The 21,615-nt window shown below is 73.3% G+C and carries 21 protein-coding genes; 10 read left to right on the plus strand and 11 right to left on the minus strand.

Annotation, left to right across the window (positions count from 1 at the left end):
• Positions 1-160: 160 nt before the first annotated feature.
• Positions 161-376, minus strand: a complete 216-nt coding sequence (locus tag ACZ5Y0_RS07950; RefSeq protein WP_467516053.1) for a dodecin — start codon at positions 374-376, stop codon at positions 161-163.
• A 221-nt stretch (positions 377-597) separates the two neighbouring features.
• On the opposite strand from ACZ5Y0_RS07950, the gene ACZ5Y0_RS07955 reads away from it, so the two are divergent.
• Entirely contained in the window at positions 598-1,860 is a 1,263-nt protein-coding gene (locus ACZ5Y0_RS07955) for an extracellular solute-binding protein (protein ID WP_469127754.1), read from the plus strand.
• 21 nt (positions 1,861-1,881) lie between these two features.
• Here ACZ5Y0_RS07955 and egtD read toward each other — a convergent pair whose 3' ends face one another.
• Genes egtD through egtA form a run of 4 tightly spaced genes read right to left on the minus strand, consistent with a single transcriptional unit; the run spans position 1,882 to position 6,294 of the window.
• Positions 1,882-2,844 carry an L-histidine N(alpha)-methyltransferase gene (egtD, locus tag ACZ5Y0_RS07960; RefSeq protein ID WP_469127755.1) on the minus strand — a complete coding sequence of 321 codons (963 nt, stop codon included), beginning with the start codon at positions 2,842-2,844 and terminating at the stop codon, positions 1,882-1,884.
• Positions 2,841-3,665: an ergothioneine biosynthesis protein EgtC gene (gene egtC, locus ACZ5Y0_RS07965; protein WP_469127756.1), complete on the minus strand. Its 825-nt coding sequence runs from the start codon at positions 3,663-3,665 to the stop codon at positions 2,841-2,843. The genes egtD and egtC overlap by 4 nt, the downstream gene beginning before the upstream one ends.
• Positions 3,665-4,990 (minus strand): ergothioneine biosynthesis protein EgtB, encoded by a 1,326-nt coding sequence (gene egtB / locus ACZ5Y0_RS07970; protein WP_469127757.1) that lies wholly within the window; start codon positions 4,988-4,990, stop codon positions 3,665-3,667. Before egtB ends, egtC begins: the two co-directional genes overlap by 1 nt.
• Complete coding sequence (gene egtA, locus ACZ5Y0_RS07975; RefSeq protein WP_469127758.1) at positions 4,987-6,294, minus strand: ergothioneine biosynthesis glutamate--cysteine ligase EgtA; 1,308 nt, start codon at positions 6,292-6,294, stop codon at positions 4,987-4,989. Before egtA ends, egtB begins: the two co-directional genes overlap by 4 nt.
• 338 nt (positions 6,295-6,632) lie before the next feature.
• On the opposite strand from egtA, the gene ACZ5Y0_RS07980 reads away from it, so the two are divergent.
• The gene (locus ACZ5Y0_RS07980; protein ID WP_469127759.1) at positions 6,633-7,478 is read left to right on the plus strand and encodes a TIGR02452 family protein; all 846 of its coding nucleotides are present in this window, start codon (positions 6,633-6,635) and stop codon (positions 7,476-7,478) included.
• Positions 7,479-7,498: 20 nt separating this feature from the next.
• On the opposite strand, the gene ACZ5Y0_RS07985 is transcribed toward ACZ5Y0_RS07980, so the two are convergent.
• Complete coding sequence (locus ACZ5Y0_RS07985; protein WP_469127760.1) at positions 7,499-7,945, minus strand: type II toxin-antitoxin system PemK/MazF family toxin; 447 nt, start codon at positions 7,943-7,945, stop codon at positions 7,499-7,501.
• A 248-nt stretch (positions 7,946-8,193) separates the two neighbouring features.
• On the opposite strand from ACZ5Y0_RS07985, the gene ACZ5Y0_RS07990 reads away from it, so the two are divergent.
• A complete protein-coding gene (locus ACZ5Y0_RS07990) occupies positions 8,194-9,582 on the plus strand; it encodes a glycoside hydrolase family 43 protein (protein WP_469127761.1) in 1,389 nt (462 codons plus the stop codon).
• A gap of 48 nt (positions 9,583-9,630) precedes the next feature.
• Here ACZ5Y0_RS07990 and ACZ5Y0_RS07995 read toward each other — a convergent pair whose 3' ends face one another.
• The gene (locus tag ACZ5Y0_RS07995) at positions 9,631-10,158 is read right to left on the minus strand and encodes a TerD family protein (protein WP_469127762.1); all 528 of its coding nucleotides are present in this window, start codon (positions 10,156-10,158) and stop codon (positions 9,631-9,633) included.
• Between the two features lie 335 nt (positions 10,159-10,493).
• On the opposite strand from ACZ5Y0_RS07995, the gene ACZ5Y0_RS08000 reads away from it, so the two are divergent.
• Both ACZ5Y0_RS08000 and ACZ5Y0_RS08005 read left to right on the plus strand, forming a co-directional pair.
• Positions 10,494-10,877, plus strand: a complete 384-nt coding sequence (locus ACZ5Y0_RS08000; protein WP_469127763.1) for a nuclear transport factor 2 family protein — start codon at positions 10,494-10,496, stop codon at positions 10,875-10,877.
• A gap of 41 nt (positions 10,878-10,918) precedes the next feature.
• Positions 10,919-11,587, plus strand: coding sequence for a formylglycine-generating enzyme family protein (locus ACZ5Y0_RS08005; protein ID WP_469127764.1), 669 nt, complete (start codon positions 10,919-10,921; stop codon positions 11,585-11,587).
• A gap of 57 nt (positions 11,588-11,644) precedes the next feature.
• Here the strand turns inward: ACZ5Y0_RS08005 and ACZ5Y0_RS08010 are convergent, their stop codons facing one another.
• On the minus strand, positions 11,645-12,589 hold the full coding sequence (locus tag ACZ5Y0_RS08010) for an FkbM family methyltransferase (RefSeq protein WP_469127765.1): 945 nt from the start codon (positions 12,587-12,589) through the stop codon (positions 11,645-11,647).
• A gap of 169 nt (positions 12,590-12,758) precedes the next feature.
• On the minus strand, positions 12,759-13,322 hold the full coding sequence (locus ACZ5Y0_RS08015) for an NAD(P)H-dependent oxidoreductase (protein WP_469127766.1): 564 nt from the start codon (positions 13,320-13,322) through the stop codon (positions 12,759-12,761).
• A gap of 121 nt (positions 13,323-13,443) precedes the next feature.
• Between ACZ5Y0_RS08015 and ACZ5Y0_RS08020 the strand changes: the two genes are divergently transcribed.
• From ACZ5Y0_RS08020 to ACZ5Y0_RS08030, 3 genes are all read left to right on the plus strand, one after another.
• Complete coding sequence (locus ACZ5Y0_RS08020) at positions 13,444-14,109, plus strand: TetR/AcrR family transcriptional regulator (RefSeq protein WP_469127767.1); 666 nt, start codon at positions 13,444-13,446, stop codon at positions 14,107-14,109.
• Positions 14,110-14,468: 359 nt separating this feature from the next.
• Complete coding sequence (locus tag ACZ5Y0_RS08025) at positions 14,469-15,506, plus strand: LacI family DNA-binding transcriptional regulator (protein ID WP_469127768.1); 1,038 nt, start codon at positions 14,469-14,471, stop codon at positions 15,504-15,506.
• Positions 15,507-15,744: 238 nt separating this feature from the next.
• On the plus strand, positions 15,745-17,181 hold the full coding sequence (locus ACZ5Y0_RS08030; protein ID WP_469127769.1) for an aldehyde dehydrogenase family protein: 1,437 nt from the start codon (positions 15,745-15,747) through the stop codon (positions 17,179-17,181).
• A gap of 187 nt (positions 17,182-17,368) precedes the next feature.
• On the opposite strand, the gene trxA is transcribed toward ACZ5Y0_RS08030, so the two are convergent.
• The gene (gene trxA, locus ACZ5Y0_RS08035) at positions 17,369-17,746 is read right to left on the minus strand and encodes a thioredoxin (RefSeq protein ID WP_469127770.1); all 378 of its coding nucleotides are present in this window, start codon (positions 17,744-17,746) and stop codon (positions 17,369-17,371) included.
• 142 nt (positions 17,747-17,888) lie between these two features.
• On the opposite strand from trxA, the gene ACZ5Y0_RS08040 reads away from it, so the two are divergent.
• The gene (locus ACZ5Y0_RS08040; RefSeq protein WP_469127771.1) at positions 17,889-19,307 is read left to right on the plus strand and encodes a dihydrolipoyl dehydrogenase family protein; all 1,419 of its coding nucleotides are present in this window, start codon (positions 17,889-17,891) and stop codon (positions 19,305-19,307) included.
• A gap of 7 nt (positions 19,308-19,314) precedes the next feature.
• Here the strand turns inward: ACZ5Y0_RS08040 and ACZ5Y0_RS08045 are convergent, their stop codons facing one another.
• Positions 19,315-19,959: a peptide deformylase gene (locus tag ACZ5Y0_RS08045; RefSeq protein ID WP_469127772.1), complete on the minus strand. Its 645-nt coding sequence runs from the start codon at positions 19,957-19,959 to the stop codon at positions 19,315-19,317.
• A gap of 132 nt (positions 19,960-20,091) precedes the next feature.
• Here ACZ5Y0_RS08045 and ACZ5Y0_RS08050 point away from each other — a divergent pair, with 132 nt between their 5' ends.
• Positions 20,092-21,489, plus strand: a complete 1,398-nt coding sequence (locus tag ACZ5Y0_RS08050; protein ID WP_469127773.1) for a PepSY-associated TM helix domain-containing protein — start codon at positions 20,092-20,094, stop codon at positions 21,487-21,489.
• The last annotated feature ends 126 nt before the right edge of the window (positions 21,490-21,615 follow it).

Below are 21,615 nucleotides of genomic sequence, written 5' to 3' on the forward strand. Positions count from 1 at the left end.
CCGGGGTGTCGCCCGCCAGCCGGGCGGCCACCGCCGGGCCGCCCAGGTCACCTCGGTCGGCCGGACCGCCCGGGGCCACCTCGGTCGGCTGTAGTGCCCTCGGGGTCACCTCGGTCGGCCATGGCGCACCGTTGTCACCCCGGTCGGCCGGCGGTCCGCGTCACTCCGACTCGTCCAGGCGGAAGCCGACCTTGAGGCCCACCTGCCAGTGGGCGACATCGCCGTTCTCGATCTGGCCGCGCACCTGGGTCACCTCGAACCAGTCCAGATGCCGCAGGGTCTGCGATGCGCGGGAGATGCCGTTGCGGATCGCCTGGTCCACGCCGTCGGGCGAGGTGCCGACGATCTCCGTGACCCGGTAGGTGTGGTTCGACATGCGGGTGCTCCTCTCAGCTGTGGCGGCGGCGTCACGTGTGTCACTCGTCACTCCACCGTGCCCCAAGCTGCGGCGGAGCGCGAGGTGTCGGGAGCGCGGGCCGGCGCCCCTTGACCTCCGCATTGGTCCATACCAAAATCCTGCACACCCGTCCGGGCCACCATGCCCGTTCCCCCACGCCGGGCCCCTCGCCCCTGTCCACCAGGCAGAACAGGACCCCCGTGAGACGCCGCCTCCTCGCCCTCCTCTGCGTGTCCGCCTCCCTCCTGACCGGCTGCGGTGCCGTTCCCGGCGTCGGCGGACCCGACCGGCACACCGTCACCGTCTGGCTGATGAAGGACAGCGCCTCCCAGGACTTCCTGGACCGGTTCACCGAGGACTTCGAACGCGACCACCCCGATCTCGACCTGGACATCCGCATCCAGGAGTGGACCGGCATCGGCGGAAAGGTGCAGAGGGCCCTGGAGGGCGACGGCGAGGACGGGCCCGACGTCATCGAGGTCGGCAACACCCAGGTCCCCCTGTATGTGGACGGCAACCGGTTGCTCGACCTGACCCTGGAGTCCGTGGCCAAGTGGGACAAGGACGAGTGGCTGCCCGGCCTCGCGGAACCGGGACAGCGCCGCTTCCACCAGTACGGCATTCCCTGGTACGCCGCCAACCGTGTCGTGATCTACCGCAAGGACCTCTTCGCCCAGGCCGGCGTCACCACCCCGCCGCGCACCCGCGAGGAGTGGCTGACCGCCACCGAGAAGCTGAACTCGGGCGGGAATCAGGGCATCTACCTGGCCGGCCAGGACTGGTACACCCTCTCCGGCTTCATCTGGGACGAGGGTGGAGACCTCGCCACCGAGGACGCCGGCCGCTGGGAGGGCGCCCTGGACACCCCGGCCGCCCTGCGCGGCATGAGGTTCTACCAGAGCCTCCAGTCCCTCGGCGCGGGCCCGGTCGGCGCGGACGAGGAACACCCGCCCCAGGCAGGTGTGTTCGCTGCGGGCAAGGTGGCCCAGATCGTCGCCGTCCCCGGCCTCGCGCGGGCCGTGGTCCAGCAGAACCCCGCCCTGGAGGGCAAGTTTGGGTACTTCCCCGTGCCGGGGAAGACCGCGGTGAAGCCCGGTGCCGTCTTCATCGGCGGCTCCGACCTCGTGATCCCCCGCAACACCGACCGGCGCGCGGGGGCCGTCGCCGTGGTTGCCGCGTTGGCCGGCGCCGAGTGGAACACCGACCTGGCCCGCACCATGAACTACGTGCCGAACAAGGCGAAGCTGGCGTCGGCCGTGGCGGGCGAGGAGGGGGTCGCGGCCATGGCGGCGGGAGCCGCGCAGGGCCGGGCGACCCCCAGCACACCCGAGTGGGCCGCCGTGGAGGCGGACAACCCGATCAAGACCTATATGACCGAGGTGCTCGGCGGAGCCGATCCGGCGACGGAGGCCCGCCGCGCCTCCCGACGGATCACGGAGGCGCTGACGGTGTCCGCGGGCTGACCGCCCAGCCCCGCCGCGGCCCTACCGCACGGTGCTCAGTGAGAGCGCGAAGCGGCCCTCCCGATCCGTCCACCAGTGGGACAACTCAAGGCCTGCCGCGGACAGTTCGGTGCGCACCCCCTCCTCGCGGAACTTCGCCGAGACCTCCGTGCGCAGTTCCTCGCCCGCCGCGAAGTCCACGGCGAGACCGAGCGCCGGGAGCTTCACCGTCTGCGCCGTGCGGGAGCGCAGCCGCATCTCGATCCACTCGTTCTCCGCGTCCCAGAGCGCGACGTGGTCGAAGGCGCCGGGATCGAAGTCGGCGCCCAGTTCACGGTTGACCACGGCCAGGACGTTCTTGTCGAACGCGGCCGTCACCCCGGCCGCGTCGTCGTACGCGCGCACCAGCACCTCCTCGTCCTTGACGAGGTCGGTGCCGAGCAGCAGCGCGTCGCCCGGCGAGAGCAGCGCCCGGACCGACGCGAGGAAGGCAGCGCGTTCGTCGGGCAGCAGGTTGCCGATCGTGCCGCCGAGGAACGCCAGCAGTCGCGGTCCCGGGGTGTCCGGGAGGGTCAGCGGTGCGGTGAAGTCGGCGATCAGGGCGTGGACGGACAGGCCCGGCCGCTCGCGGACCAGGGCTTGTCCCGCCCCGGTGAGGGCGCTCTCGCTGACGTCGACGGGCACGTAGGTGTCCAGGTCCGTCAGCGCGTCGATCACATGGCGGGTCTTCTCCGAGGACCCCGAGCCCAGCTCGACGAGCGTGCGGGCACCGGCCGCGGCGGCGATCTCACCGGCCCGGTCCACGAGGATCTCGCGTTCGGCGCGCGTCGGGTAGTACTCGGGCAACTCGGTGATCCGCTCGAACAGCTCGCTGCCGTGGGCGTCGTAGAACCATTTCGGCGGGAGCGTCTTGGGGGTGGCGGTGAGTCCCTGGAGGACATCGGCGCGCAGGGCGGCGTCCGTGGCGTCCTCGGGGAGGGTGCGGGTGATCTGGAAGGGGCTCACGAGCCGGTCTCCTCGGATGATGGGTGTGCCCCCGGCCGGGCGGAGCCGAGAGCGGGGGAGGGCGCGGCGGCCGTGCTCGGGTCCTTGAGCGGGGTGAGCAGCACCTCGTCGCGGGTCGCCGTGAGCAGGGTGCGGTCGGGGACCTCCTGCCAGCGCGGGTCGTCGTCGTAGGGTTCGGAGGCCACGACCGTGCGGCCGGGTTCCGTCAGGTACCAGAGGGTGTCGCCCCAGGCCGTCGCGGTGATGGTGTCGCCGTTGCCGAGCAGCAGGTTGAGGCGCGAGCCGGGGGCCGTCGCGGCGACCTCCTGCACGGTGTCGGCGAGCGCCTGGCCCTCCGTGTCCCCGGTGCGCAGCCGGGCCAGGACCAGCGCCCACACGAACGCCGAGTCGTTGCGCGCCTCCATCGACAGCACCGCGGCCGCCGGCAGCGACCGCGCGAGCGGCTCCAGGGACCCCGGCCAGCCCGGCACGGCCCCGTTGTGGCTGAACAGCCAGCTCCCCGCCGCGAACGGCGCCGCCGCGGCCTCGGCGTCCGCCCCGGCCAGCGTCGCGTCCCGTACGGCGGCCAGCACCGCGCGGCTGCGCACGACGCGAGCCAGGTCGGCGAAGGACAGGTCTGCCCAGATCGGCCCGGCCCGGCGGTAGCGGGCCGGTTCCGGATCATCCTCGGCGTACCAACCGACCCCGAAGCCGTCGGCGTTGACCGTGCCGTACCGCTGTCTGCGCGGCGCCCACGACTGGCGGTACAGGCCGTGCGGGGGCTCCACCAGGAGTCGGCCGAGCGGCTCCCGCGGGCCCAGGAAGGCGATGTGGCGGCACATCAGACCGCCCCCGAGCGGGCCGTGCGGAAGCCGGAGAAGATCTGCCGTCGGATCGGGTAGTCCCAGTTGCGGAAGGTGCCCCGGCAGGCCACCGGGTCCACCGCGAACGAACCACCGCGCAGCACCTTGTGCTCGGGACCGAAGAACACCTCCGAGTACTCCTTGTACGGGAACGCCCGGAAGCCGGGGTAGGGCTGGAAGTCGCTCGACGTCCACTCCCACACGTCGCCGATCAGCTGCCGTACCCCGAGCGGCGACTCTCCCGCCGGGTAGCTGCCGGCGGGCGCGGGGCGCAGATGGCGCTGGCCCAGGTTGGCGTGCTCGGCCGTGGGGTCCGCGTCGCCCCACGGGTAGCGCATCGAGCCGCCGGTCGCCGGGTCGAAGCGGGCCGCCTTCTCCCACTCGGACTCGGTGGGCAGCCGGCGCCCGGCCCAGCGGGCGTAGGCGTCGGCCTCGTACCAGCACACGTGCAGCACGGGCTCCTCGGGCGGCACGACCTCGGTGACGCCGAAGCGGCGCCGAAGCCACTGCCTGCCGTCGCGGTGCCAGAACAGCGGGGCGGTGATGGCGTGCCGGCGGATGTGGGACCAGCCCTCCGGCGTCCACCAGCGGGCGTCGTCGTAACCGCCGTCGTCGATGAACGCCTGATAGGCGCCGTTGGTCACCGGCGTGGTGTCGATGTGGAACGCCGCGACCTCACGCCGGTGCGCGGGCCTCTCGTTGTCCAGCGCCCACGGCTCGCCGGAGGTGCCCATCATGAACGGGCCGCCGGGTACGAGCACTTCGGACGGGCCGGTGAACAGCGGGGCCGGTGCCGGGTCCGGGGCGGTCAGGGCCTGCGGACCGGTGCGGAGCTGGTGGGTGATCAGCATGGTCTCGTCGTGCTGCTGTTCGTGCTGGGCGACCATCCCGAAGGCGAAACCGGCCTCCGTGAGGCGCGTTCCGTCGAAGTCGGCCGACTCCAGCACGTCGAGGACCCGTCCGCGCACCTCCGCCGCGTAGGCGCGGGCCTCGGCGGGAGGCAGCAGCGGCAGGGAGGGCCGCTCGGAGCGCGGGTGCTCGAAGGCGTCGTAGAGCCCGTCGATCTCGGGGCGCATCGCCTCACGGCCGGCCACGGCGCGCAGCAGCCACAGCTCCTCCTGGTTCCCGATGTGCGCGAGGTCCCACACCAGCGGAGACATCAGCGGCGAGTGCTGTGCGGTGAGGTCGGGCTCCTCGACGCAGCTCGTCAGCAGTGTGGTGCGCTCACGGGCGGTCACGAGGGTGCTGAGCGCCCGCTCGCGCAACACCTCGGCGTCCAGGGCCTCGGGGGCGAGGTCGGTCATGTGCGGATGTCCTTCCCGGGTGTGCGGACGTCGGCGCCGCACAGGCGGTCGAGCTGGTCGTCGGCGGGGCTGCGGCCCTTGCGGACGTAGCGCTCCAGGTACTGGGCGACGGCGTCCGTCACCTCGGGGGTGGCGCCGAGCCGGGGCAGAGCCTCCAGGGCCGTGGTGAAGCAGGCCACGGCGGTCTCGTGCAGCTCCGGATCGGCCAGGCCGGTGCGGGCCGCCTCGCTCCACAGCGGATTGTGCGGGGCCGGCAGTGACCGGGCCCGTTCCGCGAGCGGTTTCACCGACCGGTAGGCGCTCTCGGCGGCCTCCGGGTCGTCGAACAGCGCCGTCGTCACGGCGAGCGGCACGATCCAGCCGTCCTCGCCCGGTTGCGCGTCGATCATGCGCAGCTCCAGATGGCCACGCGGTCTGACCGGCGGGAACAGGGTGGAGACGTGGTAGTCGAGATCCGCCCGGGTGGGCGCCCCCGACCGGGTCCACTCCCGGAAGGTCAGATCCTCGGGCACGTCCCACGGCCCGCCGTCCCGGCGCACGCACATCACCGGGGCGTCCAGCACGTGCCGGGCCCACGCGGCGCGCGGTTCCCCGTCCAGGGCCGGCGCGCCGGCGCGGCCCGTGCCGATCTCCGTCCACAGCAGCTGCCGGGTGGAGCGCCAGCCCGTCGGGGCGCCGCCGAGCAGCGGCGAGTTGGCGAAGGCGGCGACCAGGACCGGGCCCAGCGTGTGCGCCAGCCACCAGCGCCGCCCGTGCCCCAGCGGGCCGGGCTCCTCGTGGCCCGCGTCCAGGCAGACCTGCACGGAGGCCGAGGTGCACATCATGGCCCGCCCGGCCGGGCCGGTGCGGTCGAGATACGCCTCCATGGCGTCGTAGCGCGGCTCGCGCAGGAACCGTCGGGGCGGGTGCCAGGGGTCGGTGCCGAGTCCGGCGAGGACCAGTCCCGCCTCGCGCAGGACCGCGCGGACGGCGTCCAGGTCGGCGGAGACGGTGGTCACGCACTCCATCAGGGAGGCGGCGGGCGGCGAGCTGAGCTCCAGTTGGCCGCCGGGTTCGACGGTGAGCGCCGATGACAGCGGCACCGTCCGCAGGGCCTCGTAGGCCTCAGCGAGTCGTTCGGGTGTCACGGGGAGCCGCGGCGAGCGCAGCTCGTGGACGAACCATTCCACTTCGACCCCGACGGTGCGGGGCGGTCCGGTCTTGAAGCAGATGCCCTTGACCAGGGCCTCCACCTCGGCCTCGGTGAGGGCGGTACGGGTCTCCGTACAGTCACTCCCCGAAGCACTGCTCAATTTGTCGGACATGTCGGGATCCTCCTGAGATTCCACCATGCCACCAGTCCGGCTTCGGTGGCGCCGGACCGGTTCGCTCATCCACCCAAGACCCTCTCGCCGAATCGCACAAGGGGCCACAACGGTGCCCGAGGGACCGGAGAACCCTCCCTTCCGCAGCGTTTCCAGGGCGTTCGCGAGGAGTCCCGCCGATGTTCCCGGTCGGCGAAAACCCGCTTGCACCACCCGTCCAGCATCGCTGACGATGCGTTCATGAGCACGACGGGGGAGACGGACGGGGCGGTCGGGGCGCGGTGCGCCGCGCCGCGCACGGTCCGGCACGTGGCCGTGGCGCCCACGGGGGTGGCGCCATGAGCGCGCGGCTGCGGGCGTTGGCGCGGGAGACGGAGGAGGCCGTGGCCGCGGGCGGGTACCGCACTCCCGACGGGCGCGAGATCGCGCTCGCCGCCGCGGTCGAGGCCGCCCGGGAGGGGACCCGCATGGTGGGGCCCGAACCGGTGCCGGTCCCGGAGGCCGTCCTCGGGACAGCCCCGTCCGCCCCGCGGATCGAGGTCACCGGCGAGAGCAGCCTGGCGGCCGCCCGCAGACTCGTGGACGCCCCGGTGGCGGTCCTCAACTTCGCCTCCGCCCGCAATCCGGGCGGCGGCTACCTCAACGGTGCCCAGGCCCAGGAGGAGGCCCTGTGCCGTGGCTCCGCGCTGTACGCGTGCCTGTTGCGGGCCCCCGAGTTCTACGACCACCACCGCGCCCACCGCGACCCGTTCTACACGGACCGCGTCATCCACTCGCCGGCCGTGCCGGTCTTCCGCGACGACCGGGGCCGGTTCCTGCCCGAGCCGTACTCCGCCGGCTTCCTGACGGCCGCCGCGCCGAACGCCGGAGTGGTGCGGCGTACGGCGCCGGAGCGCGCGTCGGAACTGCCGCACGCCCTGGCCGTCCGCGCCGAACGCGTCCTGGAGACGGCCGCGGCGCACGGCTACCGGCGGCTGGTCCTCGGCGCCTGGGGCTGCGGCGTGTTCCGCAACGACCCCACGCAGGTGGCGGGCGCGTTCCGCACACTGCTGGGCCCCGGCGGCCGGTTCGAGGGGACGTTCGCGCATGTGGTGTTCGGGGTGCTGGACCGGACGCCGGGGAGCGCCGTCCGGGAGGCCTTCGTACGGGCCTTCCCGCAGCCGCGGCTACAGCCTCAGGCCTGAGCCCGGCCGGTCCGGCGGGCTCAGCTCCAGCCGTACCGCTCCCGCAGCCGATGCACCACCAGGTCGAACCGCGTCCGGTCCAGAGCGCTGGCCTCCCGGCGCATGCCCTGCTCGTGCAGCCGCAGCACGCGGTCGACGTCCACCCAGGAGTCCCGGCCCGAGCGGTCCCAGGGCCCGCTGCCGATCGGCACCCACTCGCGGTCGCCGTCGTGCCGCTTGCTGGAGAGCTGCACGGCGAGGAAGGTGCCGGCCGCCTCCCGGGCGACGACCAGCACCGGGCGGTCCTTGCCCCGCCCGTCGTGCTCCTCGAAGGGCACCCAGGTCCACACGATCTCGCCGGGGTCCGGGTCACCGTCGTGCGCCGGGGAGTACTCGGTGCGCACCCGGCCGACCTCGCGCGGCTCGGCCTCGGTGGTGGCGGAGGGGCCGAAGCGGCCCGGAACGTTCTCTTCGGTGGACGCGGTCACGAGGGCACCCTAGGGGCTGCCCCGGTGCGTCCCGTGACCCGCCCCACGAGCCGGACCCGGTGACGTCCGCCGGCCGTGGGGGACCGCACCCCGGCCGGCGGTGGGTGCCGTGTCCGCCACGGGCCGCACGGGGCGCCGCCGTTCCCGCGCAAACCATTGACGGGCTCCGGAGTCACCCCTACCTTCTGATCGACTTTCCGAACCTAGTTCGGCATGTCGAACGATGAGTCGTAGGGAGAGAGCCGCACATGACCACACGCCGCCCCACACCGTCCCGCCGCAGCCTGCTGCGCGCGATGGCCGCCCTGCCCGCCACCGCGCTGGTGCTCGGCGAGACGCCCGGCCTGCTCGGCACCGCGCTCGCCGCCGCCCCGCCCGGCGGATCGGCCTCCCGCTACACCATCGTGCCGTTCCTCGACAGCGACGACGGCACGGTGAACGTCTACCAGTCGGACGACGCCACCGACTTCCGCCTCGCCAGGTCCGCCGCCTACACCCCGCCCGCGAACCGCATCCGTGACGCGAGCATCCTCAAGCACACCGACGGCTACTACTACCTGACCTACACCACCCACACCTGGCAGGACCCCAGCACCACCATCGGGTTCGCCCGCAGCTCCGACCGGCTCACCTGGTCGTTCCTGTACGACTACACGGTCCCCGTCGCGAACCTCTCGCGGGCCTGGGCGCCGGAGTGGTTCGTGGACGGCGACGGCAGCGTCAACATCATCGTCTCCTGCTCCACCAGGGACGACGAGTGGATATTCACCCCTTATTTGCTGAGGGCCACCAACTCGGGTCTCACGTCCTGGAGTCCACCGGTCGCCCTGTCCGGCATCGGCGAGAACCACATCGACACCTTCATCGTGAAGCTGGGGTCGACCTACCACGCCTTCACCAAGAACGAGACGACCAAGTACATCGAGTACGCCACGGCCACCAGGCTCGCGGGCCCGTACACCATCTCCCGTACGGGCGACTGGGCCGGCTGGGGCAGCTACCGGGAGGGCCCGGCCCTCGTCCAGCTCGACAACGGCGGCTGGCGCGTCTTCTTCGACGGCTACGGCGACGGCACCTACTACTACAGCGACAGCTACGACACCTTCACCACCTGGAGCGCGCCGAAGGCACTCCCGGGTGTCTCCGGCACGGCCCGCCACTTCACCGTCGTCAAGGAGACGGTGACCGGCGGCGTGAGCCTGCCCAAGAACGTGACCCGCTCCTTCCGCTCCGTCAACTACACGACCCGCCACTGGCAGGCGCAGTCCTCGTTGCTCAACCTCCCGGTGGTGACCGCCTCCAGCACGACCGCCGAGAAGCGGGCGGCCACCTTCACGGTCGTACCCGGCCTCGCGGACGCCAACGGCTACTCCTTCCGCGACGCGTCCGGCAACTACCTGCGCCACTACTCCTTCCGCGCCCGCTTCGACCCGAACGACGGCACGTCGACCTTCGCGAAGGACGCCACCTTCATCGCCCGCACCGGCACCACGAGCGGCTCGGCACGCTTCGAGTCGTACAACTGCCCCGGGTACTACCTGCGCCACTACGACTACCAGCTCCGGGTGGAACAGCCGGACGGCACGGAGCTGTTCCGCCGGGACAGCTCCTTCCTGCCGGTGACCGCCTGGGCCTGAGCCGCCGGGCACCCGGGCCCGCCCCGGCCTGTTCCAGGACGAGTGGCCCTAGGCGACACCGCCCATCTCCGCCGTGAAGACCACGGGGTCGCTGTCGAACCCCCGGACCAGTTCGCGAAACGTCCACGTCGTCGGGGTGGCCCGGGTGAACTCGGCGACGGTGGCAGCGGTGGAACCGGCGAGCCGGGTGAAGTCGTCCTTGAGCAGCTCCCGGTACCCCTCCAGGACCAGCACCCCCGCGTTCGTCAGATCGCCGAAGGTCTTCGGTCCGCTGTTCTGGTGGATCACCACGCCCACGACCACCCGTGCGAAGGAGGACGCGAGGCGGTCCAGCTCCAGAGTCATCGCCTCGACATAGCCGAGGCCCTGACCGGTCTGGCTGTGCCGGCTCATGTTGATGGTGCCGTCCGGTGAGCGGCTGTCGAAGTGGACGACGTACACCGGCGGTCCGTGAGGGGCGTCCGCCGAGTAGGTGGTGGCGATGATGTCGAGGTGATGGGGTGGCTCGTCCCAGGGGCTGGGGTCCCACTTGAGCCGGACCTCTGCCTTGCCCAGTCCCTGGCTGTCGCTGATCACCGGATCGCCGCCTCTCTCGTGTCAGGCACGGGACGCGCCCCGCAGGGTCAAGTATGTCTCCCGGCCGTACCGTTGGAGCCCCGGACGGACGACCGCAGGCGTCCCGGCGATGGCGGGGCGGGGAGACCGGGGGCGTGTCCGGGCCGGCCGGGGGCGTGGTCACGCCGACACCTCCCCGCCGTCGGCGGCGGCGCGGCGAGCACGGGGCGACCCCGGCAGCCATGATGATCACTGACAGGCATGCGCCGAGGTACGCCCTCGTCCTGCCGCGCGGTGACCGCGACCCCTGCCGGTCGCGCCGACGGCGGAGGCGGGGCACGACGACAGGAGCCCGTATGAACCCCTCAGCCGACGTGAACACACGCATGGAGGTCATCGACGCCTACCGGGCACATCTGCACGCGATGGCCGACGGCGACACCGCCGCACTCGACGCCCTGCTCGACGAGGGTTTCACCCTGACGCAGACCACGGGGGAGGAGCAGCCGAAGGCCGCCTGGCTGGCGGACCTGCGCGCCGCCACGTTCGTGCCCCAGGCGATCGAGGAGAAGACCGTGACCGTGTCGGTCGACGGCGGCACGGCACGCCTGGTGGGCCGTGTCATCGCCCGCACGACCGGGGGCGGCACGCCGGAGGACCGGCGACTCCAGCTGACCATGGACTACACCCGCGTGCGCGACCGCTGGATCGCTCTGCGTTCCGTGGCCCGAAGCTGGTGAAGCCGGACACGACCGGGTCCCGTCGGTGCGATCATCGGCCCATGAGCGCGAAGGCGCAGGACCGAATGGTCGACGTGGCGGCGGGCCGAGTCACGTTGGCGGACCGGCGGACCAGCCGGACCTGGGCGGTGGACGTCGCGCCGTACCGGATCGGGGCGTACCCGGTCACCCGGGAGCTGTACGGGCGGGTCACCGACGGGCGGCCCGACGGTCCGCGGGGGCTGCCCGTGGAGAGCGTCTCCTGGTGGGACGCGGTCCGCTTCTGCAACGCCCTGTCCCGGCACGAGGGACTGACCCCCGCCTACGCTCTGGCGGCCGACGACGAGAGCGTCGGCTGGGACGTCCTCGCCGACGGGTACCGGCTGCCGACCGAGGCCGAGTGGGAGCACGCCTGCCGGGCCGGCACCACCGGACCGCGCTACGGCGCCCTCGACGACATCGCCTGGTACCGCGGCAACTCGGAGGAACGGATCCACGAAGTGGGCGGCAAGCTCCCCAACCGGTGGGGGCTGCACGACACCCTCGGCAATGTGTGGGAGTGGTGCTGGGACCACTACGACACCTACGGAAGCTACCGTGTGCTGCGCGGCGGCGGCTGGTTCGACGAACACTGGAGCTGCCGGGCCTCCGTGCGGCGCCGCAGCCATCCCACGTTCCGGGTCGACGACGTCGGGTTCCGCCTCGCACGGTCGGCGGGCGAGCGGGGATGAGGCCGCGCCGACCGCGGCGCCCGGTCAGCGGCTCGCCTACGGCTCGATGCCCGAGCGCTACGGCTTGGGGGCGGCGTCCGCGCGCATCAGCACGCAGTCGAACTCGATCACCCGGCCGGTGGCCGCCTCGCGGGTCACCGGGTACATGCCGGTGATGCCGAACCCGGCCGCCTCGTACGTCGCGACGGCCTCGCCCATTCCGGGGCTGCCCTCGTACAGCCGCAGCACGGCGACCTCGGACTGCATGCCGACGAACTCGTCGACCCGCTTACCGGCCCCGGCGAACACCTCCAGGTCGTAGCCCTGGGTGTCCATCTTCAGGTAGGGACGCGGATCGGCGAGACCTTCCAACGCCTCGTCCATGACCTCGTCGAGCCGCCGGACGCGGATCTCCTCGGTGTCCGACGTGTCGAACCGGCTGTACCGGTCCCTGCCGTAGTCGCTGGGCCCCAGCAGGGAGTTCATGGTCTTCCAGCCGGTGTGGATCTCGGCGGTCGTCTCCTCGCGGCCCAGACCGCACCGGTACACGTGCCAGTCGGGATCCTGCGCGGCGGCCTTCTCCAGCTTGGCGAACGTCTCCGAGGTGGGCTCGAACGACACGATCCGCCCGGTGTAGCCGAGCCGGCGCAGTCGCCGGGCGTACTGGCCGGTGTTGGCGCCGACGTCGAAGACGCAGTTCGCCTCGTACAGGGCGAGCATGGCGGCCACGTGCTGGGTGCACAGGTACTCGGCCGCCGCGAGCTGGATTCGGCGTTCGTCGTGCCGTGTCGCCGCGTCCATGAGCAGCAGTGCGCCGGTGTCGCCGAGCCGGACGGCGGTGGTGTCCGGGTCGGCGGCCGCGCCGGCCTTCGTCCGCCGGACGACCCAGGTGCCCTTGTCGGCACCGGTGACCGACAGGGGGGTGGCGGACCGGGAGACCAGAGCCGTCCCCGGGGCGATGTCGGTCACCTGGACGCCGATCCGGGGCATCAGTCGCAGGAGTCGTCGATAGAGAGTCTGCATCCCGTCAGCCCTACCAGACATGACGGGCGGCGGTCGCCCTGTTGAACGACATCAGCCGCTGCGGTCGACCACTTCTTACCCGCTTTGCCGCGGCACGGTGCGTAAGGGGACAGCGAGGACCCGGACGACTCCGGACTCCTCGCTGTCGCTGTCGCAGTCGCTACGGAGATCAGGCGGCCACGGTCTCGCCCGCGTGGCCGTACAGACGGGACACGACCTCGGTCAGCTGCGCGGCGACCTCGGCGTCGTCGGCCGGGTGGGTCTCGGCGAAGCGGGTCAGCGAGCCGGGGATGGAGAGCTTGAGGTCCTCGATGACCTTGCCGCCGGCGATGCCCACGGCCTTGCGGGCCTCGTCCTGCGCCCACACGCCACCGAACTGGCCGAACGCGGTGCCGACCACGGCGACCGGCTTGCCACCGAAGGCACCCGCACCGTAGGGCCGGGACAGCCAGTCGATGGCGTTCTTCAGGACGGCGGGGATGGTGCCGTTGTACTCGGGCGAGAAGAGCAGGAAGGCGTCGGCGGCCTGGGCGGCCTCCCGCAGCTTGGCGGCGGCGGCCGGGACGCTGCCCTCCACGTCGAGGTCCTCGTTGTAGAACGGGATGTCGGCCAGGCCTTCGAAGAGGTCGACCTCCGCGCCCTCCGGAGCGACCTTGACGGCCGCCTCGGCGAGCTGGCGGTTGGTGGAACCGGCGCGGAGGCTGCCGACGAGCGCAAGGATGCGGACAGACATGGGTTACTCCCAAAGGGGCTGGAACATGGGCGTCACGATCCGGACCGAGGTCCGTTTAGTAGTTCTAGCACCCTAACCGGACCGTGGTCCAGTTTCATTCCCGGTGCTTTACGCTGAGTTCATGTCCGCCGTACTGCCACCCTTCCCCGAACCCGAGACGCCCCTCGGCGGACCCGAACTGCTTGAGCTCGGGTCCGCCGAGGACGAACCCTGCCTGCGCGCCGACGCGGCCCGCAACCGCGCCCGGCTGCTGGACGCCGCGGCCCGCCTGGTCGCCGAGCACGGCGCGGCCGGGGTCACGATGGAGGCGGTGGCCGCCGCGGCGAACGTCGGCAAAGGGACGGTCTTCCGCCGCTTCGGCGACCGCACCGGACTGCTGACCGCGCTGCTCGACCACTCCGAGCGGAAGTTCCAGGCGGCCTTCCTCGGCGGACCCCCGCCCCTGGGACCCGGCGCCGCGCCGGTCGAACGGCTGCGCGCGTTCGGCGTCGCCTACCTGCGGCGCGCCATCGACCAGCTGGACCTGCTGATCGCCGCCGAGGCCGGCCCGGACCGCCGCTTCACCAACCCGGTCCGCCGCCTCCACCACGGCCACCTCTCCCTGCTCCTGCGCCAGGCGGCGCCGGGCGCCGACCCGGACCTGCTGGCCCACACGCTGCTGGGCTACCTCAGCCCGCCTCTGATCCACCACCTCGTCCGCCAGTGCGAAACCGCACCGGCCCGCCTGGAGGCCGGCTGGAACGACCTGGTGGACCGGGTCGCGGGAAGCCGCGGCGGGGAGGGCTGACGACGAGGCCGCCAGCGCGGCCGGTCGACCCGACGGCCGGGGTCCGCCGGCGCACCAGCCCGGCAGGGTCTGCACCGCCGACGGGTGGGGTGGCCCGGTCCGGTGCGGTGTCCGGAGTGCGGGACGGGTCATCGGGGGTCGGTTTTCGGGGGCCCGGCGGTCGGCCGCCCCCCGATGGCCGGTCACCCCCGATGGCCGGCCGCCCCCCGTCGTCGGGGGCTCCCCTCGGCCGGCCCCGTCTCCGTCGGACGGAGGTGGTGCGGCCGCTGGGCCGGGCCGTTCGCGGGTACCGGGCCGGCCCGGGGCGGTCGAACCCGCCCGAAACCCCGGCCCCCGCTTCTGCCAAGATGCCGTACGTCATGGTGCAGATACCGAAAACGCCCGCGCCGACACCGCCGTCGGCGCCGCGCTCCGTGCCCACGAGCGCCGACGTGGCCCGCCTGGCCGGCGTCTCCCGCGCGACCGTCTCCTACGTCCTGAACAACACCGGCGCCGTCCGGATCAGCGAGCCCACCCGCCGCCGCGTCCACCGGGCCGCCGAGGAACTGGGGTACGTCCCGCACGCGGCGGCCCGCAGTCTGCGCGCCGGGCACAGCCGCATGGTCCTGATGCCCTCCCCGCCCGTCCCGGCGGGCCCCCTCTACAGCCAGTTCGTGCACGACTTCCAGGGCGCCCTCAGCCGCCTCGACTACACCGTCGTCCAGTACGGCGCCTGCGGACTGCTCGGGGACGAAGCCGCCCGCGCCTGGGCCGAACTGCGGCCGGTGGCCGTCCTCGCGCCGGGTCCCGGCCTGGGCCCGCAGGGTGTCGCCGTGCTGAAACGCTCGGGCGCCCGTGCCGTGGTCACTCTCGGCACCGAACCCGTCGCCGGCGCCCACGCCCTGCTCACCGACCATGCCGGCGTCGGCGGCGGCGCCGTACGCCATCTGCTCGCGCGAGGCCGTCGCCGTATCGGCGTGGTCGTGCCCGAGGAGCCAGGACTGGAGACGTTCTCCGTGCCCCGCCTCGAGGGCGCCCGCGAGGCCGTGCAGGGCACCGGCGCCACGGTCACCGCGCTGTCCCTGGCGTACACCGAGGAGTCGGCGGCCGCCCTCGCCGCGCGCTGGCCCGACCTCGGCCTGGACGCGGTCTTCGCGTACAACGACGAGTACGCCATGCTGCTGCTGCGCGCGCTCCAGGACGAGGGCGTGCGCGTCCCCGAGGAGGCGGCCGTCATCGGCGCCGACGACCTGATGCTGGGCAGGCTGCTGCGTCCCCGGCTCAGCACCGTCAGGATCGCGCTGCCCTCCGGTCGGGGGCTCGCCGAACTGGTCGACCGGGCGGTCCGCAACCCGGGCGGCCCACCCGAGTCGCACGAACTGTTCGAGGCGACGGTGGTGCGGCGCGACTCGACCTGAACACCACGGCGGACACCCGCCGGCCACGGCCCGTCCGTCTCGCCGCCGCCTCTTTCCGCCGCCGGACGACTAGGATGTTGCGTGCTCAACCGGATGGGGACGCGTTCGACACCGGACGCGGCTCGCCCGGCTGTGCCGGATCACCGCGTCCCGCCACGCGACCGCCCCGACGGCGGCGAACCACAGGGGACCTCCGCTCCCGGAGCGCGTCGCGCGGGTCACTGATCGGAGAGCCGTCATGCCGTTGCTCGACCCCACGACCTGGCAGTCCCGCGGGCTGTCGGGTCCCGCGTGTCCCGTCACCGAGCCGGCGACCGGCGACACCCTCGGCACGGTGGTCCTGGCCGGCGCGCAGGACGTCGCCCCGGCGGCGGAGGTGGCCCGGACCGCCCAGGCGCAGTGGGCCCGCGTCCCCCACTCCGTCCGCGCCGGGGTGCTGCGCAGGGCCGGCGACCTGTTCGCCGCGCACGCCGACGAACTGCGCGAATGGCTCGTGCGCGAGTCCGGTTCCATCCCCGGCAAGGCCGGCTTCGAACTGCACGTCGCCGCCCAGGAGTGCTACGAGGCCGCCGCCCTCGCCTCCCGCCCGGCCGGCCAGGTCCTGCCCAGCGAGGAGCCCCGGCTGTCGTACACGCGGCGCGTCCCCGTGGGGGTCGTCGGCGTCATCTCCCCCTTCAACGCCCCGCTGATCCTGTCGATCCGCTCGGTCGCGCCGGCCCTGGCCCTCGGCAACGCCGTCGTGCTGAAGCCCGACCCGCGCACGGCGGTCTGCGGCGGGCTCGCCCTGGCCGCGGTCTTCGCCGAGGCCGGTCTTCCCGAAGGCCTGCTGCACATCCTTCCGGGCGGCGCCGAGACCGGCGCGGCCCTGGTCGCCGACCCGCGCGTCCCGGTGATCTCCTTCACCGGCTCCACCGCGGCCGGCCGGACCGTCGGTGAGGCCGCCGGCCGCCACCTCAAGCGCGCCCATCTGGAACTCGGCGGGAACTCCGCCCTGATCGTCCTGGAGGACGCCGACCTCGACGCGGTGATCTCCACCGCCGCCTGGGGTTCCTTCTTCCACCAGGGCCAGATCTGCATGACCACCGGCCGCCACCTCGTGCACGCCTCGCTCTACGAGGAGTACGTGGAGCGGCTCGCGGCGAAGGCCGACGCCCTCGCCGTCGGGGACCCGCACCGCGCGCGGGTCCACCTCGGTCCGCTCATCGACGCCGGCCAGCTCGGCAAGGTGCACGGCCTCGTCGAGGCCAGCACGGCGGCCGGGGCGAAGCTCGCGGCGGGCGGCACGCACGAGGACCTGTTCTACCGCCCGACCGTCCTCGCGGACGTCGACGAGCACACCCCCGCCTATACGGAGGAGGTCTTCGGACCGGTCGCCCCGGTCCGCGCCTTCGGCACCCCCGACGAGGCCGCCGCGCTGGCCGCGGCCGGTCCCTACGGCCTGTCCCTGGGCATCGTCACCCGCGACGCGGCCCGCGGCCTCGAACTGGCCGAGCGCGTCCCGACCGGCATCGTGCACATCAACGACCAGACGGTCAACGACGAGGCCGTGGCGCCGTTCGGCGGGGTCGCCGCCTCCGGCACCGGCGCCCGCTTCGGCGGCGAGGCCAACCTGGAGGCGTTCACGGACGTGCGCTGGACGACGGTGCGCGGGGACGTGGCGCCGTACCCCTTCTAGGGCGTGTCCGCCGTGCGCGTTGATCGGTGCGCGGCGTCCGGTGCGGTGCGTCGCAAGGCGGAGGATCGTCCGCGTACCGGATGTACTCGGGTGATCCGACAACGCGGCGAGGTGCCGTGCCGGGCGTCGCGCACCGGGAGGGAATCGTCAGGCACTCCCTGGGGGCGGTCGTGTGACACCGCGGGGATCACTCGCCCTGGGCGGACTGCTGCTCCTCGACGGACTTGCGGACCTCGTCCATGTCCAGCTCGCGGGCCTGTCCGATGACGTCCGTGAGGGCGGCCTCCGGCAGGGCGCCCGGCTGCGCGAACACGGCGACCCGGTCGCGGACGATCATGAGCGTGGGGATCGACTGGATGCCGAAGGCCGCGGCCAGTTCCGGCTGGGCCTCGGTGTCCACCTTGCCGAAGACGAGGTCCGGGTTCTCCTCGGCGGCCTTCTCGTAGACCGGGGCGAACTGACGGCACGGCCCGCACCAGGACGCCCAGAAGTCGATCAGGACGAAGTCGTTGTCCGTGACCGTCTGGTCGAAGTTTTCCTTGGTCAGCTCGACGGTGCTGCTCATGACGTCATTCCCTCTTCCCGGTGCTTCCTGCCGGGCCTCCCGGCATGGGGTGAAGCCGTCCGCCAGAACACGGCCGGCCGGTCGCGTATTCCGCGCCCCTACCCGTGTGGCCACCCCGCACACCACCCACCAGACTGACCCCATGACGGAAACGGAAACCATCGCGTACGACGTCGTGGTGCTCGGGGCCGGGCCCGTGGGGGAGAACGTGGCCGACCGCACCCGCGCGGCCGGCCTCACCACCGCGGTCGTGGAGAGCGAACTGGTCGGTGGCGAGTGCTCCTACTGGGCCTGCATGCCCAGCAAGGCCCTGCTGCGCCCGGTCATCGCCCAGGCCGACGCCCGACGCCTGCCCGGCCTGCGCCAGGCGGTGCAGGGTCCCCTCGACGCGGCCGCGGTCCTCGCCCACCGCAACTACTTCACCGCCGACTGGAACGACGACGGCCAGGTCGGCTGGCTGGACGGCATCGGCGCCGACCTCTACCGCGGCCACGGCCGCCTGACCGGCCCCCGTACGGTGACCGTCGGCGACACGGTCCTGACCGCCCGGCACGCCGTCGCCGTGTGCACCGGCACCCGGGCCGTCCTGCCCGACCTGCCGGGCCTGGCCGAGGTCCGGCCGTGGACCAGCCGCGAGGCGACGAGTGCCCAGACCGTGCCCGGCCGCCTGGTCGTGGTCGGCGGGGGAGTGGTCGCCACCGAGATGGCCACCGCCTGGCAGGCCCTCGGCTCCCACGTCACCCTCCTGGTGCGCGGCAAGGGGCTGCTCAACCGCATGGAGCCGTTCGCCGGCGAAATGGTCGCCGAGGCGCTCACCGCGGCCGGTGCCGACGTGCGGACCGGGACCTCGGTACAGTCGGTGACCCGCACGGACGGCACGGTCGTGGTCGTCACCGACACCGGCGACCGGATCGAGGCCGACGAGATCCTCTTCGCCACCGGCCGCGCCCCGCGCACCGACGACATCGGCCTCGACACCGTGGGCCTGGAGCCGGGTTCCTGGCTGCCGGTCGACGACAGCCTGCGCGTCACGGGCAGCGAGTGGCTCTACGCGGTCGGCGACGTCAACCACCGTGCCCTGCTCACCCATCAGGGCAAGTACCAGGCCCGCGTCGCCGGTGCGGCGATCGCCGCACGCGCCTCGGGGGAGACGGACCTGGATTCCGGTCCGTGGGGTGCCCACGCCGCCACCGCCGACCACGCCGCCGTCCCGCAGGTCGTCTTCGCCGACCCGGAGGCCGCCGCGATCGGGCTCTCCCTCGCGGAGGCGGAAGAGGCCGGCCACCGTGTCCGCGCCGTCGACGTCGACCTCTCCTCGGTCGCCGGAGCGGGCCTGTACGGCGAGGGCTACAAGGGCCGCGCCCGCATGGTCGTCGACCTGGAGGACGAGATCCTGCGCGGTGTCACCTTCGTCGGCCCCGGCGTCGGCGAACTGATCCACTCGGCGACGGTCGCCGTCGTCGGTCAGGTCCCCGTCGCCCGCCTGTGGCACGCCGTCCCGTCCTACCCGACGATCAGCGAGGTGTGGCTGCGACTGCTGGAGGCGTTCCGGGACGACTGAGGTCCGGTCAGGGCAGCCCGAAGCCCAGCGCGCGGGCTGCCTCCTCCGGCGTCGGATGCGCCCACCGCTGCGCCACCGTCTCGTTGGCGGACAGCGAGCGCAGCTCGGCCCGGTCCAGGTAGAGCAGGCCGTCGAGGTGGTCCGTCTCGTGCTGCACGATCCGGGCGGGCCACCCGTCGAAGACCTCGTCCAGCACCCGGCCCGTCTCGTCCTCGCCGGTCAGCCGCACCTCGGCGTGCCGGGCCACCACCGCCTGCCAGCCCGGCACGCTCAGACATCCCTCGAAGAAGGCGGCTCGGCCGGAACCCACCGGTGTGCAGGCGGGGTTGACCAGGACCCGGAACGGCTGCGGCACCCGGCCGCGGGCCATCCGCACCTCCTCCGGCACCGGCGCCGGGTCCTCGATCACGGCGATCCGCAGCTCCACGCCGACCTGCGGTGCGGCCAGGCCCACCCCCGGCGCCGCGCGCATGGTGAGGCGCAGCGCCTCGACGAAGCGGGCCAGCAGCGCGGGGTCGAGCTGACCGTCGTAGCGCTCGGTGCCGGCGCGCAGGACCGGGTCACCGGCCGCCACGATCGGCAACGGGCCGCCCTCGTCGAGGAGTTCCTCGACCCGCTCGGCAAGAGGTGCGCGATGTCTGGGAGATGCCATCAGGTCAGCATGCCACGACCACGGCTTCTGTGACGCAGCTCACCGAACGGGCCGGGAACTCGGCTGGGCCGTGGTCCGACTACTGGTCCGTCACGGCTGACACGTCATCACCGACCACCGAAGAGGCCCGCCATGTCCACCGCTCCCTCGACCACCACGGACGCGGCCCCACCGCCCGCGCAGACCGGGCCCGGGTCCCGCGGTCCCTGGGCCCCGCTGCGTCCGCTGGTGCTGCGCCTGCATTTCTACGCCGGCGTGCTCGTCGCCCCCTTCCTTCTCGTCGCCGCCCTCACCGGCTTCCTCTACGCGGGCGCCTTCCAGGCCGAGAAGCTCCTCTACGCCCACGAGACGACCGTTCCGGTGGGCGACTCCGAGCTGCCGATATCCGCGCAGGTCGCCGCCGCCCGCAAGGCCCATCCCGACGGCACGGTCGCGGCCGTGCGGCCCTCCCCGCGGGACGACGCCAGCACCCGGGTGCTGCTCTCCGGCGTCGAGGGCGTCGACGCGACCCACACCCTGGCCGTGTTCGTCGATCCCTACACCGGCGAGGTGCGCGGGGCGCTGGAGCAGTACGGCTCGACGGGCGCGCTGCCGCTGCGGACCTGGATCGACGAGTTCCACCGCGATCTGCGGCTCGGCGAGAACGGCCGCCTCTACAGCGAGTTGGCGGCGAGCTGGCTGTGGGTGATCGCGGCCGGCGGCGTCGCACTGTGGTTCTCCCGCCGCCGCGCGCTGCGCAGGGTCCGCGGCACCGGCGGCCGGCGTCGCACGCTGGGTCTGCACGGCACGGTCGGCGCCTGGGCGGCGGCCGGCTTCTTCTTCCTCTCCGCCACCGGACTCACCTGGTCCCAGTACGCCGGAGCCCACATCGACGAGCTGCGCACCTCGCTCGGCCAGTCCACCCCGGCCGTCTCCGCGGCGGCGGGCGGTGGCGAGCACACCGGCCATGACGCGGCGGGCGGCGACGGCGGGAACGGCGAACACGGCGTCGGCCTCGACAGGATCCTGTCCGCCGCCCGCACCGAGGGCCTCGGCGACCCGGTGGAGATCGTGCCGCCCGCCGACGCCGAGTCCGCGTACGTGGTCCGGCAGGTGCAGCGCGGTTGGCCCACCAAGCAGGACGCCGTGGCCGTCGACCCGGCCACCGGCGAGGTCACCGACGTCGTGCGCTTCGACGATTTCCCGGTGCTCGCCAAGCTGACCCGCTGGGGCATCGACCTGCACTCCGGCGTCCTGTTCGGCCTGGTCAACCAGATCGCCCTGATGCTGCTCGCGCTCGCGCTGATCCTGCTGATCGTGTGGGGCTACCGCATGTGGTGGCAGCGCGGCCGAGGCTCCGCCTTCGGCAGGCCGATCCCGCGCGGCACGTGGGCCCAGGTCCCGCCGTACGTGCTGGTGCCGCTCATGGCGGGGGTCGCCGTCCTCGGCTACTGCGTGCCCCTGCTCGGCATCCCCCTCGCCGGGTTCCTCGTCGTGGACGTCGTCCTCGGCGAGATCGCGCACCGGCGTGGGCGGCGGGCCTCCGTCTGAGCACGCGTACGGGGGAGGGGGGGGGGGGGGGGGGGGGGGGGGGGGGGGGGGGGGGGGGGGGGGGGGGGGGGGGGGGGGGGGGGGGGGGGGGGGGAGGGAGGGGGGGGGGAGCGAAGGGGAGAGGGA

This window comes from Streptomyces sp. NPDC033216, from assembly GCF_055577115.1.

What these genes read in the sequence shown, in the direction of transcription:
- ACZ5Y0_RS07950 (WP_467516053.1), bottom strand. Translation starts at nt 376, where the DNA reads ATGTCGAACCACACCTACCGGGTCACGGAGATCGTCGGCACCTCGCCC.
- egtC (WP_469127756.1), bottom strand. Translation starts at nt 3,665, where the DNA reads ATGTGCCGCCACATCGCCTTCCTGGGCCCGCGGGAGCCGCTCGGCCGA.
- egtB (WP_469127757.1), bottom strand. Translation starts at nt 4,990, where the DNA reads ATGACCGACCTCGCCCCCGAGGCCCTGGACGCCGAGGTGTTGCGCGAG.
- egtA (WP_469127758.1), bottom strand. Translation starts at nt 6,294, where the DNA reads ATGTCCGACAAATTGAGCAGTGCTTCGGGGAGTGACTGTACGGAGACC.
- ACZ5Y0_RS07980 (WP_469127759.1), top strand. Translation starts at nt 6,633, where the DNA reads ATGAGCGCGCGGCTGCGGGCGTTGGCGCGGGAGACGGAGGAGGCCGTG.
- ACZ5Y0_RS07990 (WP_469127761.1), top strand. Translation starts at nt 8,194, where the DNA reads ATGACCACACGCCGCCCCACACCGTCCCGCCGCAGCCTGCTGCGCGCG.
- ACZ5Y0_RS08000 (WP_469127763.1), top strand. Translation starts at nt 10,494, where the DNA reads ATGAACCCCTCAGCCGACGTGAACACACGCATGGAGGTCATCGACGCC.
- ACZ5Y0_RS08005 (WP_469127764.1), top strand. Translation starts at nt 10,919, where the DNA reads ATGAGCGCGAAGGCGCAGGACCGAATGGTCGACGTGGCGGCGGGCCGA.
- ACZ5Y0_RS08010 (WP_469127765.1), bottom strand. Translation starts at nt 12,589, where the DNA reads ATGCAGACTCTCTATCGACGACTCCTGCGACTGATGCCCCGGATCGGC.
- ACZ5Y0_RS08015 (WP_469127766.1), bottom strand. Translation starts at nt 13,322, where the DNA reads ATGTCTGTCCGCATCCTTGCGCTCGTCGGCAGCCTCCGCGCCGGTTCC.
- ACZ5Y0_RS08020 (WP_469127767.1), top strand. Translation starts at nt 13,444, where the DNA reads ATGTCCGCCGTACTGCCACCCTTCCCCGAACCCGAGACGCCCCTCGGC.
- ACZ5Y0_RS08025 (WP_469127768.1), top strand. Translation starts at nt 14,469, where the DNA reads ATGGTGCAGATACCGAAAACGCCCGCGCCGACACCGCCGTCGGCGCCG.
- ACZ5Y0_RS08030 (WP_469127769.1), top strand. Translation starts at nt 15,745, where the DNA reads ATGCCGTTGCTCGACCCCACGACCTGGCAGTCCCGCGGGCTGTCGGGT.
- trxA (WP_469127770.1), bottom strand. Translation starts at nt 17,746, where the DNA reads ATGAGCAGCACCGTCGAGCTGACCAAGGAAAACTTCGACCAGACGGTC.
- ACZ5Y0_RS08040 (WP_469127771.1), top strand. Translation starts at nt 17,889, where the DNA reads ATGACGGAAACGGAAACCATCGCGTACGACGTCGTGGTGCTCGGGGCC.
- ACZ5Y0_RS08045 (WP_469127772.1), bottom strand. Translation starts at nt 19,959, where the DNA reads ATGGCATCTCCCAGACATCGCGCACCTCTTGCCGAGCGGGTCGAGGAA.
- ACZ5Y0_RS08050 (WP_469127773.1), top strand. Translation starts at nt 20,092, where the DNA reads ATGTCCACCGCTCCCTCGACCACCACGGACGCGGCCCCACCGCCCGCG.